The 14,011-nt window shown below is 36.8% G+C and carries 14 protein-coding genes; 3 read left to right on the top strand and 11 right to left on the bottom strand.

The annotated features are described in order from the left end of the window. Positions 1-223: 223 nt before the first annotated feature. Positions 224-1,939 carry an acetate--CoA ligase gene (gene acsA / locus Q1B07_RS10950; protein WP_299089204.1) on the bottom strand — a complete coding sequence of 572 codons (1,716 nt, stop codon included), beginning with the start codon at positions 1,937-1,939 and terminating at the stop codon, positions 224-226. A gap of 252 nt (positions 1,940-2,191) precedes the next feature. On the opposite strand from acsA, the gene Q1B07_RS10945 reads away from it, so the two are divergent. After that, positions 2,192-2,824 carry a GNAT family N-acetyltransferase gene (locus Q1B07_RS10945; RefSeq protein WP_299089205.1) on the top strand — a complete coding sequence of 211 codons (633 nt, stop codon included), beginning with the start codon at positions 2,192-2,194 and terminating at the stop codon, positions 2,822-2,824. A gap of 152 nt (positions 2,825-2,976) precedes the next feature. Beyond that, positions 2,977-4,146, top strand: a complete 1,170-nt coding sequence (locus Q1B07_RS10940; RefSeq protein WP_299089319.1) for an acetoin utilization protein AcuC — start codon at positions 2,977-2,979, stop codon at positions 4,144-4,146. 70 nt (positions 4,147-4,216) lie between these two features. On the opposite strand, the gene ccpA is transcribed toward Q1B07_RS10940, so the two are convergent. The 5 genes from ccpA to Q1B07_RS10915 all read right to left on the bottom strand — a co-directional run bounded on the left by ccpA (position 4,217) and on the right by Q1B07_RS10915 (position 8,413). Beyond that, positions 4,217-5,218: a catabolite control protein A gene (gene ccpA / locus Q1B07_RS10935; RefSeq protein WP_299089207.1), complete on the bottom strand. Its 1,002-nt coding sequence runs from the start codon at positions 5,216-5,218 to the stop codon at positions 4,217-4,219. Positions 5,219-5,622: 404 nt separating this feature from the next. After that, positions 5,623-6,699, bottom strand: coding sequence for a bifunctional 3-deoxy-7-phosphoheptulonate synthase/chorismate mutase (locus tag Q1B07_RS10930; protein ID WP_299089208.1), 1,077 nt, complete (start codon positions 6,697-6,699; stop codon positions 5,623-5,625). Between the two features lie 366 nt (positions 6,700-7,065). Further along, a complete protein-coding gene (gene ytxJ, locus Q1B07_RS10925; RefSeq protein ID WP_299089209.1) occupies positions 7,066-7,395 on the bottom strand; it encodes a bacillithiol system redox-active protein YtxJ in 330 nt (109 codons plus the stop codon). A 49-nt stretch (positions 7,396-7,444) separates the two neighbouring features. Next, positions 7,445-7,951 (bottom strand): YtxH domain-containing protein, encoded by a 507-nt coding sequence (locus Q1B07_RS10920; RefSeq protein ID WP_299089210.1) that lies wholly within the window; start codon positions 7,949-7,951, stop codon positions 7,445-7,447. Positions 7,952-7,984: 33 nt separating this feature from the next. After that, on the bottom strand, positions 7,985-8,413 hold the full coding sequence (locus tag Q1B07_RS10915; protein WP_299089211.1) for a DUF948 domain-containing protein: 429 nt from the start codon (positions 8,411-8,413) through the stop codon (positions 7,985-7,987). Between the two features lie 224 nt (positions 8,414-8,637). On the opposite strand from Q1B07_RS10915, the gene Q1B07_RS10910 reads away from it, so the two are divergent. Continuing rightward, positions 8,638-9,753: an aminopeptidase gene (locus Q1B07_RS10910; RefSeq protein ID WP_299089212.1), complete on the top strand. Its 1,116-nt coding sequence runs from the start codon at positions 8,638-8,640 to the stop codon at positions 9,751-9,753. A gap of 65 nt (positions 9,754-9,818) precedes the next feature. Here Q1B07_RS10910 and Q1B07_RS10905 read toward each other — a convergent pair whose 3' ends face one another. The 5 genes from Q1B07_RS10905 to Q1B07_RS10885 all read right to left on the bottom strand — a co-directional run bounded on the left by Q1B07_RS10905 (position 9,819) and on the right by Q1B07_RS10885 (position 13,981). After that, positions 9,819-10,385: an ABC transporter permease gene (locus Q1B07_RS10905; protein ID WP_299089213.1), complete on the bottom strand. Its 567-nt coding sequence runs from the start codon at positions 10,383-10,385 to the stop codon at positions 9,819-9,821. A gap of 8 nt (positions 10,386-10,393) precedes the next feature. Continuing rightward, positions 10,394-10,582: a hypothetical protein gene (locus tag Q1B07_RS10900; RefSeq protein ID WP_299089214.1), complete on the bottom strand. Its 189-nt coding sequence runs from the start codon at positions 10,580-10,582 to the stop codon at positions 10,394-10,396. Continuing rightward, a complete protein-coding gene (locus Q1B07_RS10895; RefSeq protein ID WP_299089215.1) occupies positions 10,582-11,508 on the bottom strand; it encodes an ABC transporter ATP-binding protein in 927 nt (308 codons plus the stop codon). The genes Q1B07_RS10900 and Q1B07_RS10895 overlap by 1 nt, the downstream gene beginning before the upstream one ends. Positions 11,509-11,701: 193 nt before the next feature. Continuing rightward, complete coding sequence (gene murC / locus Q1B07_RS10890; protein ID WP_299089216.1) at positions 11,702-13,000, bottom strand: UDP-N-acetylmuramate--L-alanine ligase; 1,299 nt, start codon at positions 12,998-13,000, stop codon at positions 11,702-11,704. 327 nt (positions 13,001-13,327) lie between these two features. Then, positions 13,328-13,981 carry a hypothetical protein gene (locus tag Q1B07_RS10885; protein ID WP_299089217.1) on the bottom strand — a complete coding sequence of 218 codons (654 nt, stop codon included), beginning with the start codon at positions 13,979-13,981 and terminating at the stop codon, positions 13,328-13,330. Between the last annotated feature and the right edge of the window lie 30 nt (positions 13,982-14,011).

The following is a 14,011-nucleotide window of genomic DNA, read 5'->3' as shown; positions in this document are numbered from 1 at the left end:
TTCAAAACCCAAGAATGTTGATATATGACAGCATTCTTGGGTTTTCTTTTTTTCAAGATTGGGTTGAAGTTACTTTTCGGACAGCCCCATTGTATAGATAAAACGATCTTTACCAGCCCTTCAAACCACTGAGTCAATCTATAATTGCCCCCCCAAATAATCAAAGGCCAAAGATTTTCACGGTGTGAATCATCTTTGGCCTTTGATTTATACTACTATTATATCAATCTTCCATTGTTGAAAGGTCACCTGTCGGCAAGTCAAGCTCCCATGCCTTTAAGACACGGCGCATAATTTTTCCGCTTCTTGTTTTAGGAAGCTTATCACGGAACTCAATTTCACGTGGTGCAGCATGAGCTGCTAACCCTTTTTTCACAAATGTTCGAATTTCCTCTTTTAACTCATCAGTTGCCTCATATCCTTCACGAAGAGCAACAAAGGCTTTGATGATTTCTCCCCTTACCGGATCAGGCTTACCAATAACCCCGGCTTCTGCGATTGCAGGATGTTCGATAAGCTTACTCTCAACTTCAAATGGACCGACACGCTCACCAGATGTCATAATGACATCATCAATTCTGCCTTGGAACCAGAAGTACCCATCTTCATCCATATATGCTGAATCACCTGATACATACCAATCCCCCGGCATAAAATATGATTCATATTTTTCCGGATTATTCCAAATAGTGTACATCATTGATGGCCAGCCTTTTTTAATTGCTAAATTCCCCATTCGATACGGTGGCAGCTCATTACCTTGATCATCAACGATCGCTGCTTCCACCCCAGGAATTGGTTTTCCCATTGATCCTGGTTTAATTTCCATACATGGATAATTACAAATAAGCTGTGCACCAGTCTCAGTCATCCACCATGTATCATGGATGCGTTTATTAAATACTTTCACACCCCAGCGTACAACCTCAGGGTTTAATGGTTCGCCAACACTTAGAACATGTCTTAGGGTGCTGGTATCGTATTGTTTTACAAGCTCATCCCCTGCACCCATCAGCATTCTAAATGCTGTTGGTGCACTATACCATACCGTTACACCAAAATCCTCAATTGTTTGATACCAATGATCTGGACTGAAGCGGCCGCCAACGATCACATTGGATGCACCTGATAACCAAGGTCCGAAAATACCATAGACCGTTCCGGTTACCCAGCCCGGGTCAGCCGTACACCAGTATACATCATCCTCCTGTAAATCCAATACCCATTGAGCAGTTTGATAATGCTGAACCATTGCCTGATGAACATGCAAGACTCCCTTCGGTTTCCCAGTTGAACCAGATGTATAGTGCAACAGCAATCCATCTGTCTTCTCAACCCATTCAATCTCAAGCTCCTTGCTTGCTGTTTTCATTTCAGCGAAAAAGTCAATATGCTGTGAGGTATCAACAGAGTCACCGACGACAACAACATGCTTTAATGAAGGTAATTCATTAACAGGGATTCTTTCAAGTAATTCAGGAGTTGTAACAATAACTTTTGCATCACTGTCCAAGAGACGATCTTTTACCGCACCTTCCATAAACGCTTCAAATAAAGGACCAACAATTGCCCCAAGTTTGACAGCACCTAAAATGACAAAATACAACTCAGGCGTTCTAGGCATAAAAACAAATAAGCGGTCTCCCTTTTCAACATCAGCAGTTGTTTTAAGCACGTTTGCCGCTTTATTTGAAAGTTCCTTCATTTCTTTAAACGTAAATTTTTCTTCACGTTCTGGGTCGCGATAATAGAGGGCGATTTTATTTTTCCGAAATGTTTCTGCATGCTTATCAATAGCTTCATAGGCTGCGTTCACACGGCCAGTTTCAGACCAAGTAAAGTTCTTTTCTACCTCTGACCAATCAAATGAATGATAGACAGAATCATAATCTTGCAAATTAAAATTCCCCTTAACAGATGGCAACGCTTCCAATTTCATCATATACTCCCCCTTATGTAAGTCCTTGACAACACTATTATATTACAATACTTCATTTTTCTCAATTTTTGAAATTTATATAATTTAATCATATTGTAAACGCTTCATTTTATAAATAATCTAGTATAATAAAGGTATAGGCCTTCCTACTATTGTTTATCTTCCAATGGATCTATTATTATATTAAACAGATATGGAGAAGATCGGGATAAATTTACTACATATTTCTTACTTTATAAAGGCGGTGACCTAATGATACACCTTAAGACATATAATGCTAAAGAAATCAAAACACAGAATGGAAGTATTTTCATTGAGGGGCCGATCTCTCAAGAAAAACTAGCTAGCTATGATTTTCATGAAGGCTTAGTTGCATTTAGACAGCCTAAACAGCAACATAAAGCATTAGTTGAAATAGCGGGGCTGCCTGAAGGTAGAATCATTATTGCAAGAGTTCATGATGTGATTGTTGGCTATGTTACCTATCTGTATCCAGACCCATTAGAGCGATGGTCTGAAGGAAATATGGAAGAGCTAATAGAATTAGGAGCCATAGAGGTGGCACCTAAATACCGCGGTTATTCGATAGGAAAAAATCTGCTAAAGGTTTCCATGATGGATGATGCCATGGAAGACTACATCATCATTACGACTGAATATTATTGGCATTGGGATTTAAAGGGTTCTGGCTTAAATGTATGGGAATACAGAAAAATAATGGAAAAAATGATGAATGCCGGCGGCTTGGAATGGTATGCCACTGATGATCCTGAAATCAGCTCACATCCAGCCAATTGCTTAATGGCGAGAATCGGAAAAAGAGTCAAACCGAAATCTATTCAACAATTCGATCGTCTACGCTTTCAAAACCGATTTATGTACTAATAACTATCAACTATTACCTATCGCAATAAGAGACATTCGCTAATGTTGAGGAGGCGTACTAACATGAAGTCAACAACCGTTTCGATGATGATGACTAACTTACAAGCTAAAGGAGTTAAAGCTATATGGCAAAAAATTGCGGGGAACAGCAAATGTCAGTAAATGATACTGTTTTTATCTATTCTCCTCAATATCAAGCTTATAAGTTTCATCAAAATCATCCATTTAATCAGTTACGAGTTGAACTTACCTTTGACTTATTAAAACAAATGAATGCTATACAGGATAAAGATATCATAACACCCAGGACCGCTTCAGAGGATGAATTAGCACTTGTTCATGATAAAAGATATATTCAATCAATTAAACGAGCTGGACAAGGACAATTAGATGAAGAAGAAGCACTTAATTATGGAATTGGAACAGAGGATACACCCATTTTTCCCAATATGCATGAGGCAAGCTCCCTTTTGGTCGGCGGAACCTTAACGGCAGTCAATTATGTAATGGAAGGGAAAGCAAAGCATGCTGCCAACTTCGGTGGCGGCCTGCATCACGGTTTTCGCGGAAAAGCATCAGGATTTTGCATTTATAATGATTGCTCTGTAGCCATTAAGTTTTTACAAAAAAAATATGGGGCAAGAGTGTTATATATTGATACTGATGCCCATCACGGTGATGGGGTTCAGTGGACATTTTATGATGATCCAACTGTCTGCACACTCTCCATTCATGAAACAGGACGATATTTATTTCCAGGGACCGGGAATATTACAGAACGAGGCTCCGGGAGAGGATATGGCTATTCATTTAATATTCCATTGGACGCTTTTACAGAGGATGAATCATGGCTTCATGCGTACCGTACATCTGTCACAGAGGTTGCTGCATTTTTCAAGCCTGATGTCATTCTCACGCAACATGGGACAGATGCCCATTATTATGACCCATTAACACATTTATCAGCATCAATGGCGATTTACCATGAAATCCCGCGGCTGATACATGAAATCGCTCACAAATATTGTAATGGACGATGGATTGCAGTTGGCGGCGGAGGCTATGACATTTGGCGGGTGGTTCCTAGAGCATGGAGCTTGATTTGGCTGGAAATGATCAACATGAAAGCACCAAAAAAACTGCCGAAGTCCTGGATTGATAAATGGCAAGCAAAAGCACCAATTCAGCTTCCTGAAGAATGGTATGACCCAGTTGACTTATATAAACCAATTCCCCGCAAGCCGGAAATAGAAGAAAAAAATGCATTAACGGTTTCAAAAGCACTATATTCGCTTCGGCAAAACCAAGAGAAAAATAAATAAAAAACGAGCTGAACAATTAGTCTGAATAACATAATGGTTCAGACTAATGTTCGCTCATTTTTCACTTCGATTATTTCGTTGATTGTCTATACTCAATTCGATGTGGAAGCTCAACGATATGATTATCGACTTCTTCTTTGTTCATGTATTTTGTAAGTAATCTCATCGCAACAGCGCCAATATCATATGTTGGCTGAACAACTGTTGTAAGGGTTGGACGCACCATAGTCGCAAGTCGAGTATTATCAAAGCCAACAATTTCAAAATCAGATGGGATTGAGTAATTTCTGTCTTGCGCAGCGTGGATGACACCTAATGCCATTTCATCTGTTCCTACGAAAATGGCTGTTGGTTTTTCATTCAGCTCATCAATTTTTTCAAATGCTTCAATTCCTGAATCATACGTATAATCACCTTCAACTACCAATGCCTCATCAAAAGCAATACCAGCATCTTCCAGTGCACGTCTATATCCTACAGACTTTTTCAAACGATTTACCGGCTCTTCAGCAGGTCCTTCAACATATGCGATCTTCTTATGGCCTTTTTCAATCAGCATTGATGTCACATCGTATGCAGCTTGTTCATAATTAATATTTACAGAAGGTGTTGTATCTGTTAAATCAACAGATGCAGCTAACACGATTGGAACTGGTGAACGCTTAAATTGGTCAACAAGCTCTTCAGTTACATTTCCACTCATGAAAACAATACCATCAACCTGTTTTCCGAGCATTGTGTTTAACAAATGAAGCTCTTTGTCTTTATTTTGGTCTGAGTTGCTTAGAATGATGTTGTATTTATACATTGTCGCAATATCTTCAATTCCTCGAGCAAGCTCTGAATAAAAGATACTTGAAATATCGGGAATGATAACCCCAACAGTTGTTGTTTTCTTACTTGCTAATCCTCTTGCAACTGCGTTAGGACGATACCCTAATCTTTCAATGGCATCCAATACTTTTTTTCTTGTCGTTGGCTTTACATTTGGGTTCCCGTTTACTACTCGAGAAACAGTTGCCATCGATACATTTGCCTCACGGGCAACATCATATATTGTTACACTTGTCATTATGAACACTCCTTCAAATACTTCAAGACGTATATTTTAAATTTTCACTTTAAATTTCGCTATATCATATGTAGAAAATTTGTTTCTCTTGTCAAATAGCCAGATTTAAGCGCGTACTATGTAAACTTATCATACGATACTCTGAAAATGTCTGCAATCAATTTCATTTGATTTTTGCTTTGTTGTCACATTTTGTTCATTTTTTCACAAGCGCTTTTTAAAGTTCAATGAATAAATCCTATCTTTAAAAAGGTTATAGAAATATTTTTACCATAAAATATAACATTTATTTATAAAAAAAGAAACAAATAAAAAGATTGACCCATTTTCCAGATTCTCCTTCATCATTTAGATGAGTTTTTAGGAAAATCCAGTGAGCCAACCTTAAGTAGATATCAAATAAATTATACGTTTACTTTCACTAAAGGTTTTAATTCGGTTATAAACTGGTCAAATTGATCAAAGTCCATTTGCTGTGCTGAGTCAGATAAGGCAACAGCAGGATCAGGATGAACTTCAGCCATTACACCATCTGCACCAATAGCTAAAGCAGCCTTAGCTGTTGGAACTAATAAGTCTCTTCTACCTGTTGAATGTGTAACATCGACAAATACCGGTAAGTGTGTTTCTTGTTTTAAAATAGGTACAGCAGAAATATCTAATGTATTTCTAGTTGCACGCTCATACGTACGAATACCGCGCTCACAAAGGATAATTTGGTCATTTCCTTGTGAGATAATGTATTCAGCTGCATTTACGAACTCATCGATTGTTGCCGCTAATCCGCGCTTTAGAAGAACCGGCTTTCTAACAGCTCCAGCAGCTTTTAATAGTTCAAAGTTCTGCATATTTCGGGCACCAATTTGAATGATGTCAACATAATCTAACGCAACTTCGATATCAGCTGGATTTACGATTTCACTTATGATTGCTAAACCGTACTCATCTCCAACTTTTCTTAAAATTTTCAGACCTTCAATACCAAGGCCTTGGAAGTCGTATGGACTTGTACGTGGTTTGAAGGCTCCGCCACGTAAAATTTTAATTCCTTGTTTTACCGCTTGTTCAGCAACAGCAGCAACCTGCTCATAGCTTTCAACCGCACAAGGACCAATAATAAATGATTGGCTGCCATCACCAATTTTCACACCATTCACTTCAACAATTGTATCCTCAGGCTTTTTCTTACGGGAAACAAGCAATGCCTTACTGTGGTCATCTTCTTGCAATTCTAAGCCCGCTTTAAAAATTTCCTTAAAAATATGCTGCAAGGTTGAATCTAAAAATGGACCATCATTATATTCTTTAATGCTGTTTAACATTTTGCGTTCACGAACAGGATCATAGCGATTAACACCTTGTGCTTCCTTTGCTTTTCCAATTTCTTGTACTAGTCTTCCACGCTCATTAATCAGCTTTAAAATCTGTAAATTAATCTCATCTGCTCTCTGTCTCAATGCTTCCAATTCTGCATGACTCATCTCTCTCATCCCTTCCGAAGTAAAATATCGAAAATCACTAACCCACATTACATTGAATAAACTAAAAAGTTAAAATCGTATATAACGACAGTTTACTAACTTTAGAAGTTAGAATTCTATTGTTGTAATAGACGAAGATTCTTTATCATTCAAGAAAAGTGTGGTGCAGTTTCTTTAATTAGTTGTAATTATAAACGATAAAATCGCTCTTGTCACCAAAAACTTTAACATTTAAACGCTTTTAAGCTTTTAAGTGATAAAGTGATTATATTCTTAAACACAAAAAACCAAAGCTCCTTTATTTAATATGTATTTTAAAGGAAAAGGTGTTTGGCCTCGTGAAGTGAAGCTCAAACACCTCCTGATTTACTGTGTGATCTCTTTTTCCAACGCCTCGCTTGTGATCTTCCAATGTGAGGCATTCCATACTACATTACGCCCTTTAAACAAAAGCGCTTGTGGAGATTCGTGTTTAATTCCAAACGTTTCTGCAATATAATTAGATAGCTGTCTGGAATCCTGAACATGCAAGTGATAGCTCGGAAAGTCCTGATGAGTTTCTGCAAATTCCTGATATTCCTCAAATGCAGCCTGACTGATCGGACATGTTAAGCTGTTTTTCACAAAAAGAAATTGTTCGTGCTTATTAAATAATTCCTCAAATTGTTCAATTGTTTCAATTGTTTGTTTGCTCACAATTTTTCACCTTTTCATCCAGAATACTGCCTGCTCTTCAATGCACAAGTTATAAGTTTGTTTTTACTTCGTCTCTTATTGTTGTTTTCACTTCTTCTTCGGACTGGTCTTTGTTTTCATCTTGTTCAATTGCATCAACTGCTTCCGCAATTGCAGCTGAAATACCTTCATCATTCTTTTTTCTATCCTCTTGAGGAGTTGATGCTCCATCAGAAACTTGCTCTAAAGCCTCTGCTACTTCTTTTTGAACGACATCTGATTGCCCCTTTGAGGCGCTGGTAATATCGCGAACCTTATTCATGATTTGTGAAGACTGTTCTGTAACCACCTGTGATAAAGAGGCTGTTTTTTCTTTTGCAACATTCGCCAGCCCTGTGCCTTTTTCTAACGTTTGGCTGGTAAATTTGCCTGTACGGTCACGCATCACATTTGCTTGTTGACCAAGATTTTCGCGAATTTCCTTCCCTGATTTAGGTGCTAAAAATAATGCTGCAGCTGCACCTACTAGTCCTCCAATAAGTGAACCCATTAGAAAATCCTTATTATTTTTTGCCATTTTGATCTACCTCCTGTAAATATAGACGTTTGCTTAAATGGATGTCTTTTTTTCATTCTTTTGCTTCCATTTTGCCCAGATTTCCATTGCGGCATTACTCCATTGAACAACTTGATTTACTTTATCTTGATTCTGTTCCAAATTTGTTGAAACAGAAGTTGTCACTTTTTTAACAGATTGATTTAGCTGTTGAATCGTTGTTCCTACATCCTTTACCGATTCGACAACCGTATTTAATTTTTCTGACTTATGTTGAATATCTTCTGCAAGTGCATTCGTTTTATGTAGTAATAATGTTGTTTCCGACGTAATTCCAGTCATTTGCTTCTCAAGCCCTGATAAAGTACTTGCTACGTTGGTTAATGTTTCCTGTAAAGCCTTTAATGTTTTTGACACATATACGACTAAAATCGTAAATGCGATTGCGATTAATGCAATACTTAAGTATAAAATAATAATCATGTCTTACACCTCCTATTTCAATACTGTACATTTACCCATCATATTCTATTATAAACATAAAATTTACATTATAGCTAAATTCTCCATTCGATTTGACATTCCCTTTGTCATTTTTTGCAAAAAATAGAAAGTTTCGATTTGATGCAGTTAAAATATGTCGTTTCTTCATAGGGTTCGGGTACAATAGAATTATTGATAATACAATTAGAACAGGAGGATTTCTATTGAAGGATCCACGTATTGAAACACTTGCAAAGAATTTAATCAACTACTCAATCAGGTTGCAAAAAGGAGAAAAGGTTTTAATTGAAAATTTCGGCTTACAAAGAGAACTGGTTATTGCACTTGTAAAGGAAGCCTATGCAGCAGGCGGTTACCCATTTGTTTCGTTAAAAGATCATCAGGTTGATCGTGCTTTAATGATGGGTGGACAAGAAGAACAATATCATATGATCGCTGATTTTGAAGCAGAAGTAATGAAGAAAATGGATGCTTACATAGGCTTAAGATCTGGTCATAACATAAATGAATTTGCTGACATACCTGATGACAAAATGAAGCTGCATGGACAAACAGTCGGTCAAAAGGTCCATCGGGAAATACGCGTTCCAAAAACAAAATGGGTTGTGTTACGTTATCCAACCACATCAATGGCACAGCTTGCAAAAATGAGTACAGAGCAATTTGAAGACTTTTATTTCGATGTATGTAATTTGGATTACAGCAAAATGGACAAGGCAATGGATCCATTAGTGGAATTAATGAATCGTACAGATAAAGTTCGGTTAACTGGCAAGGGAACAGATTTAACCTTCTCCATAAAAAACATCCCTGCAATTAAATGCTCCGGACAAATGAATATTCCGGATGGTGAAGTTTACACGGCACCTGTTCGCGATTCAGTTAATGGGCAAATTACTTATAATACTTCATCACCTTATAATGGGTTTACCTTTGAAAATGTCCAATTAACCTTTAAAGATGGAAAAATTGTTGAGGCAACAGCAAATGACAGTGAACGAATCAACAAAATATTTGATACCGATGAAGGTGCAAGATATATTGGAGAATTCGCAATTGGCGTCAATCCATTTATTCTCCAACCTATGCAAGACATCCTTTTTGACGAAAAAATTGATGGGAGCTTCCATTTTACACCAGGACAAGCCTATGACGATGCATACAATGGAAACAACTCCAACATCCATTGGGATATGGTCATGATTCAGCGTCCTGAATATGGCGGCGGAGAGATTTATTTTGATGATGTGCTAATCCGAAAAGATGGCCGTTTTGTCATTCCTGAACTGGAAGGGTTGAATCCGGAAAACTTAAAGTAAAGCGAAGCTTATAAAAGAAATGACGCTTGATCATTCGATTTCAAGCGTCATTTTAGTATGGTTAATTAAACGTGTACATCTCTTTTCGTGAATGATAAAGCAGATAAAAAAAGAAAAAACACCATATGGACCAAAACATTAATAATAGAATATGGTAGTGTCATCCCCTCGAATAATGGTTCTCCGAAGAAATAAGGCATGAGATTTGTATTTGCAAATAACAAATACTTTCCTGCTTCATATTGATAATGTTCTAATAGAGTGATCACTACATCTGATGTAAAGACAAGAAAGATTGGCACGGATATGGAAAAAACACTGCTTCTTGTTAAAGCTGAAAAGCAAAAAGCTAAAGTCCCCATCACGATGATCTCTATTAATTGAAAAAGATATCCTCCTAAACCAACTAAAACTCTTTGATCAAGAGTAATAGCCGTATCCATATAAAAAACAAACCCAAGAAGCATAGACATGAATAGTTGTAATAACACAAGTAATATGATCGTGTAGATCACCACTATATATTTTGAAAGTAAGATTTTAACCCTTTTGACTGGCCGGGTAAACAAAAACTTAATTGTCCCCTTTTCAAATTCACTTGAAACCATATCACCGGCAATAATGATACACATCAATTGAATCACATCAATAAGTAGGAGCTGACTTGGATATAATCCCAAAATGAAAATTCAATTCCTTTAAATAAAAACATAAAAAAGATGCTGACAATGAGATTCATAATCCCCATTATGCCGATCATTATCCAGATTCTTGGGCGCTTGAACAGCTTCATGTGCTCATTTTTAATTAAGTGAAGAAATGGCGCCATTATTCTTCACCTCGCAATCTATGTAGAAACATCTCTTCAAGCGGACTACCTTGACGTTCGATTCCAACGATATCGATACCAGCTTCAACAAGCATTCTATTTAACTCCGCAACATGCTGTGTCTCCAATGCAATAGAAAAACCGCTGGAATGAAATTCCGTGATGTCTAAATCAGAACGGTCTTTTAAAAAGGATTTTGCTTTTCCGATATTTAATATTCTAAAAGAATAGGTCTGTTTTTTAGTTGACCCATTTTGTAAATCACGTAATGAGCCTCGTTCGATACATGTTCCATCATTTATCACCAGTACGCTATCACAAATTAATTCTATTTCTGCTAATAAATGACTTGAGATAATAATGGAAACGTCTCTTACTACTGAAAGCTTTTTTAATATTTCCCTTAAGCTGATGATTCCTTCAGGATCTAATCCATTTGTCGGTTCATCTAAAAATAGAATGGACGGCTGATGAAGTATGGCCTGACCCAAACCCAGTCTTTGCCTCATCCCTAATGAATAGGTAAACACTTTATCAGAAATATATTCTTCCATCTTGAGAAGCTCAATGACCTCATCCATACGTTCATATGAAAAGTGATCTGTCATTCTGAAAAAATGAAGCAGATTATCATACCCTGATAAATAATCATACATGACAGGATTTTCAATGATGGCTCCAACATGGGTAATCGCTTTTTCAAACTCTTTATTCAAATTCATATTTTCGATGTAAATCGTCCCATGAGTCGGTTTAATGAGACCGACTAGCATTTTTAAAATCGTTGTTTTCCCCGAACCATTTGGCCCAAGTAAACCAAGTATTTCTCCCCTTTTTAGTTCAAAGCTAACATCATTGATAATGGGTATTTTGCCTATCTTTTTACTTAAATTATTTACTTTTAATACAATTTCATTGTTTATCATACAAATACTTTTCACCTGACTCTATTATTTATTTTTGATGACCTTTTCTATCGGTTACTAAAGAAACTGACAGAATCTTTGCTTTTGAAACGGTAGGGGAAAAGACTACTGTTTAAAGACATAATAAAAAGCTGACTTAAATAAGAAACATTCTCTACTAAAATGTTCTTATTTAATAATCAGCTATTTACTGTTACGCTAAAACCTTTTCATATGCTTCCTGGTATTTTTGAATATCCCCTGCTCCCATAAAGACTAAAACAGCACGTTCATGTGCTTTTAGGACAGAGGTATCATCTTCATTAATGAGATGGGAATTGTCAATTTTCTCAATCAGGTTATTAATTGTCAATTTTCCGACATTCTCTCTGGCAGAGCCAAAAATATCACATAAATAAATATAATCTGCTTTTTGCAAACTTTCAGCAAACTCATCTAGAAATGATTGAGTTCTTGTAAAGGTATGCGGTTGGAACACAGCGACAATGTCTCTGTCAGGAAACTTTTGTCTTGCTGCATCAATTGTTGCTCTAATCTCGGTTGGATGGTGGGCATAATCATCAATAATGATTTGATCTCCGACTCTTTTTTCATTAAAGCGTCGTTTCACACCTTCAAAAGTTTGCAGCCTTTGTTGAATGATCTCAACATCAATTCCTTCATAGTGACAAAGTGCGATAACAGATAGAGCATTTAATACACTGTGATCGCCATATGTCGTAATTTTGAAAGAGGCATAGAAGGTGTTTCGTACAAACACATCAAATGAAGTGCCATCCGTTGATTTCACAACATTTCTTGCTTGAAAGTCATTGTCATCTCCAAAGCCATAATAAACAACAGGAACCTTAGCTTGTATTTGCTGAAGCTGCTCATCATCACCACAAGCAATAATCCCTTTCTTTACTTGAAGGGCCATTTCCTGAAATGCGCTAAACACATCTTCAATATTGGTAAAATAATCAGGATGATCAAAATCAATGTTTGTCATGATCGCATAATCTGGTTTGTAGGATAAGAAATGTCTGCGATATTCACAAGCCTCAAAAACAAAATATTTACTATTAGGAATCCCATTTCCCGTTCCGTCACCAATTAAATAAGAAGTTGGCTCAGCACCTTGGATAACATGTGATAATAATCCGGTTGTAGATGTTTTTCCATGAACACCAGTTATCGCAACGCTTGTATACATTTGCATAAATTCACCTAAGAAACGGTGATAACGGATGACAGGCAGTCCAAGGCTATGAGCTTCTTCAATTTCCGGATGTGTATCAGGAAAAGCGTTACCTGCAATAACAGTTAAACCTTCTCTAATATTCTCCTTCGCAAAGGGTAATATTTTTATATTACGAGCTTCCAGAGCTTTTTGCGTAAAAACCTTCTTTTCAATATCCGAGCCCTGAACGACGTAATTCATATCATGTAAAATCTGTGCAAGGGCACTCATTCCAGTCCCTTTAATTCCAACAAAATGATAAACAGTCATAATTAGAACCTCCAACAAACGTCTATCTGATTGACAGTATATGACGCTCATCTAGATTTGCAACCCATCTATATGAATCGAATAAGAAAAGCACAATTGCCTACCCGGTGCTTAGCATCAAGATTCGCTTTGGAGAGAGACTCCAATAACCGCATTGAATCAGGTTTTTGCGATGTGTGCACCTGCATTATGGGAACGCAAATATTCGTTTTACACTTATACTTCCTTATTTTTCATAAACATATGTAATAAGCTTACGGTTGTATATTATATCATTTGCCATTTAGATTGACCATGAAAATAGTGGAACCTTCGGTAAATAGATATTTATTTTCCGCTTAGCAGTTCACTAGTCCAACTATAGTTTATGGCAAATTTCTTCAAAAATGTACGCCAGCTATCCGAACTTTTTTCAAGATGCTGAAGCATACTGGCAATTGATTTTGTATTCCGCTGAACATACAGTTCACTTATACATAAAAGCTGGTCAAATACTGGGATAGATCGTAAAAAAATAATATCTTCTTGTGCAGCATATTTATTGGCCTCACTCTTTATTGTGCATGTTTCACCAGTAAGTAATTTCTTTGCATGTATATGATGTTCATCACATTTTATTACTTTAAATGGTTCAAGTGCACTTGCCATAAAAAGCGCATGGACGATCCTGTCTAAAGGATGTCCCTTCTTACTTAATTGCTCTACAAATGTTTGATATATTGTTGTTCCTCGAATGGTTACATAGTCATAAGCGAACCAATCAAGAAAAAGCTGCTCTTCCATTTTAGAGAAAATGGCAGTGGGTATACATCCGACTTTTTCACTAAAAATATGCTTAGCCTTTACTTTCTCCCGAATGTTGACATCACGGGCAACATAGTTATGGAGAGAAGCAGCATGTTGACAAATAAAGCTTGAAAGCTGATGTTCTTTTTCCTTTCGCAGCTCTTGAAAATGAATAATATTATTCATGGTTGCCAAATTTACCTCTTTTTTATCCTATCATACTAC

Source organism: uncultured Metabacillus sp., assembly GCF_947503125.1.
GTDB lineage: Bacteria > Bacillota > Bacilli > Bacillales > Bacillaceae > Metabacillus.
The sequence above is the reverse complement of the archived record's forward strand: the minus strand, read 5'-3'. Positions and strand labels throughout refer to the sequence as shown.

Bases quoted from the DNA above. Each gene is read 5' to 3' on its own strand.
- Q1B07_RS10915 (WP_299089211.1), bottom strand. From the start codon at position 8,413: ATGATTATTATTTTATACTTAAGTATTGCATTAATCGCAATCGCATTT.
- Q1B07_RS10940 (WP_299089319.1), top strand. From the start codon at position 2,977: ATGTCAGTAAATGATACTGTTTTTATCTATTCTCCTCAATATCAAGCT.
- Q1B07_RS10930 (WP_299089208.1), bottom strand. From the start codon at position 6,699: ATGAGTCATGCAGAATTGGAAGCATTGAGACAGAGAGCAGATGAGATT.
- Q1B07_RS10905 (WP_299089213.1), bottom strand. From the start codon at position 10,385: ATGTGTATCATTATTGCCGGTGATATGGTTTCAAGTGAATTTGAAAAG.
- Q1B07_RS10895 (WP_299089215.1), bottom strand. From the start codon at position 11,508: ATGATAAACAATGAAATTGTATTAAAAGTAAATAATTTAAGTAAAAAG.
- Q1B07_RS10900 (WP_299089214.1), bottom strand. From the start codon at position 10,582: ATGGCGCCATTTCTTCACTTAATTAAAAATGAGCACATGAAGCTGTTC.
- acsA (WP_299089204.1), bottom strand. From the start codon at position 1,939: ATGAAATTGGAAGCGTTGCCATCTGTTAAGGGGAATTTTAATTTGCAA.
- murC (WP_299089216.1), bottom strand. From the start codon at position 13,000: ATGACTGTTTATCATTTTGTTGGAATTAAAGGGACTGGAATGAGTGCC.
- ccpA (WP_299089207.1), bottom strand. From the start codon at position 5,218: ATGACAAGTGTAACAATATATGATGTTGCCCGTGAGGCAAATGTATCG.
- Q1B07_RS10920 (WP_299089210.1), bottom strand. From the start codon at position 7,951: ATGGCAAAAAATAATAAGGATTTTCTAATGGGTTCACTTATTGGAGGA.
- Q1B07_RS10945 (WP_299089205.1), top strand. From the start codon at position 2,192: ATGATACACCTTAAGACATATAATGCTAAAGAAATCAAAACACAGAAT.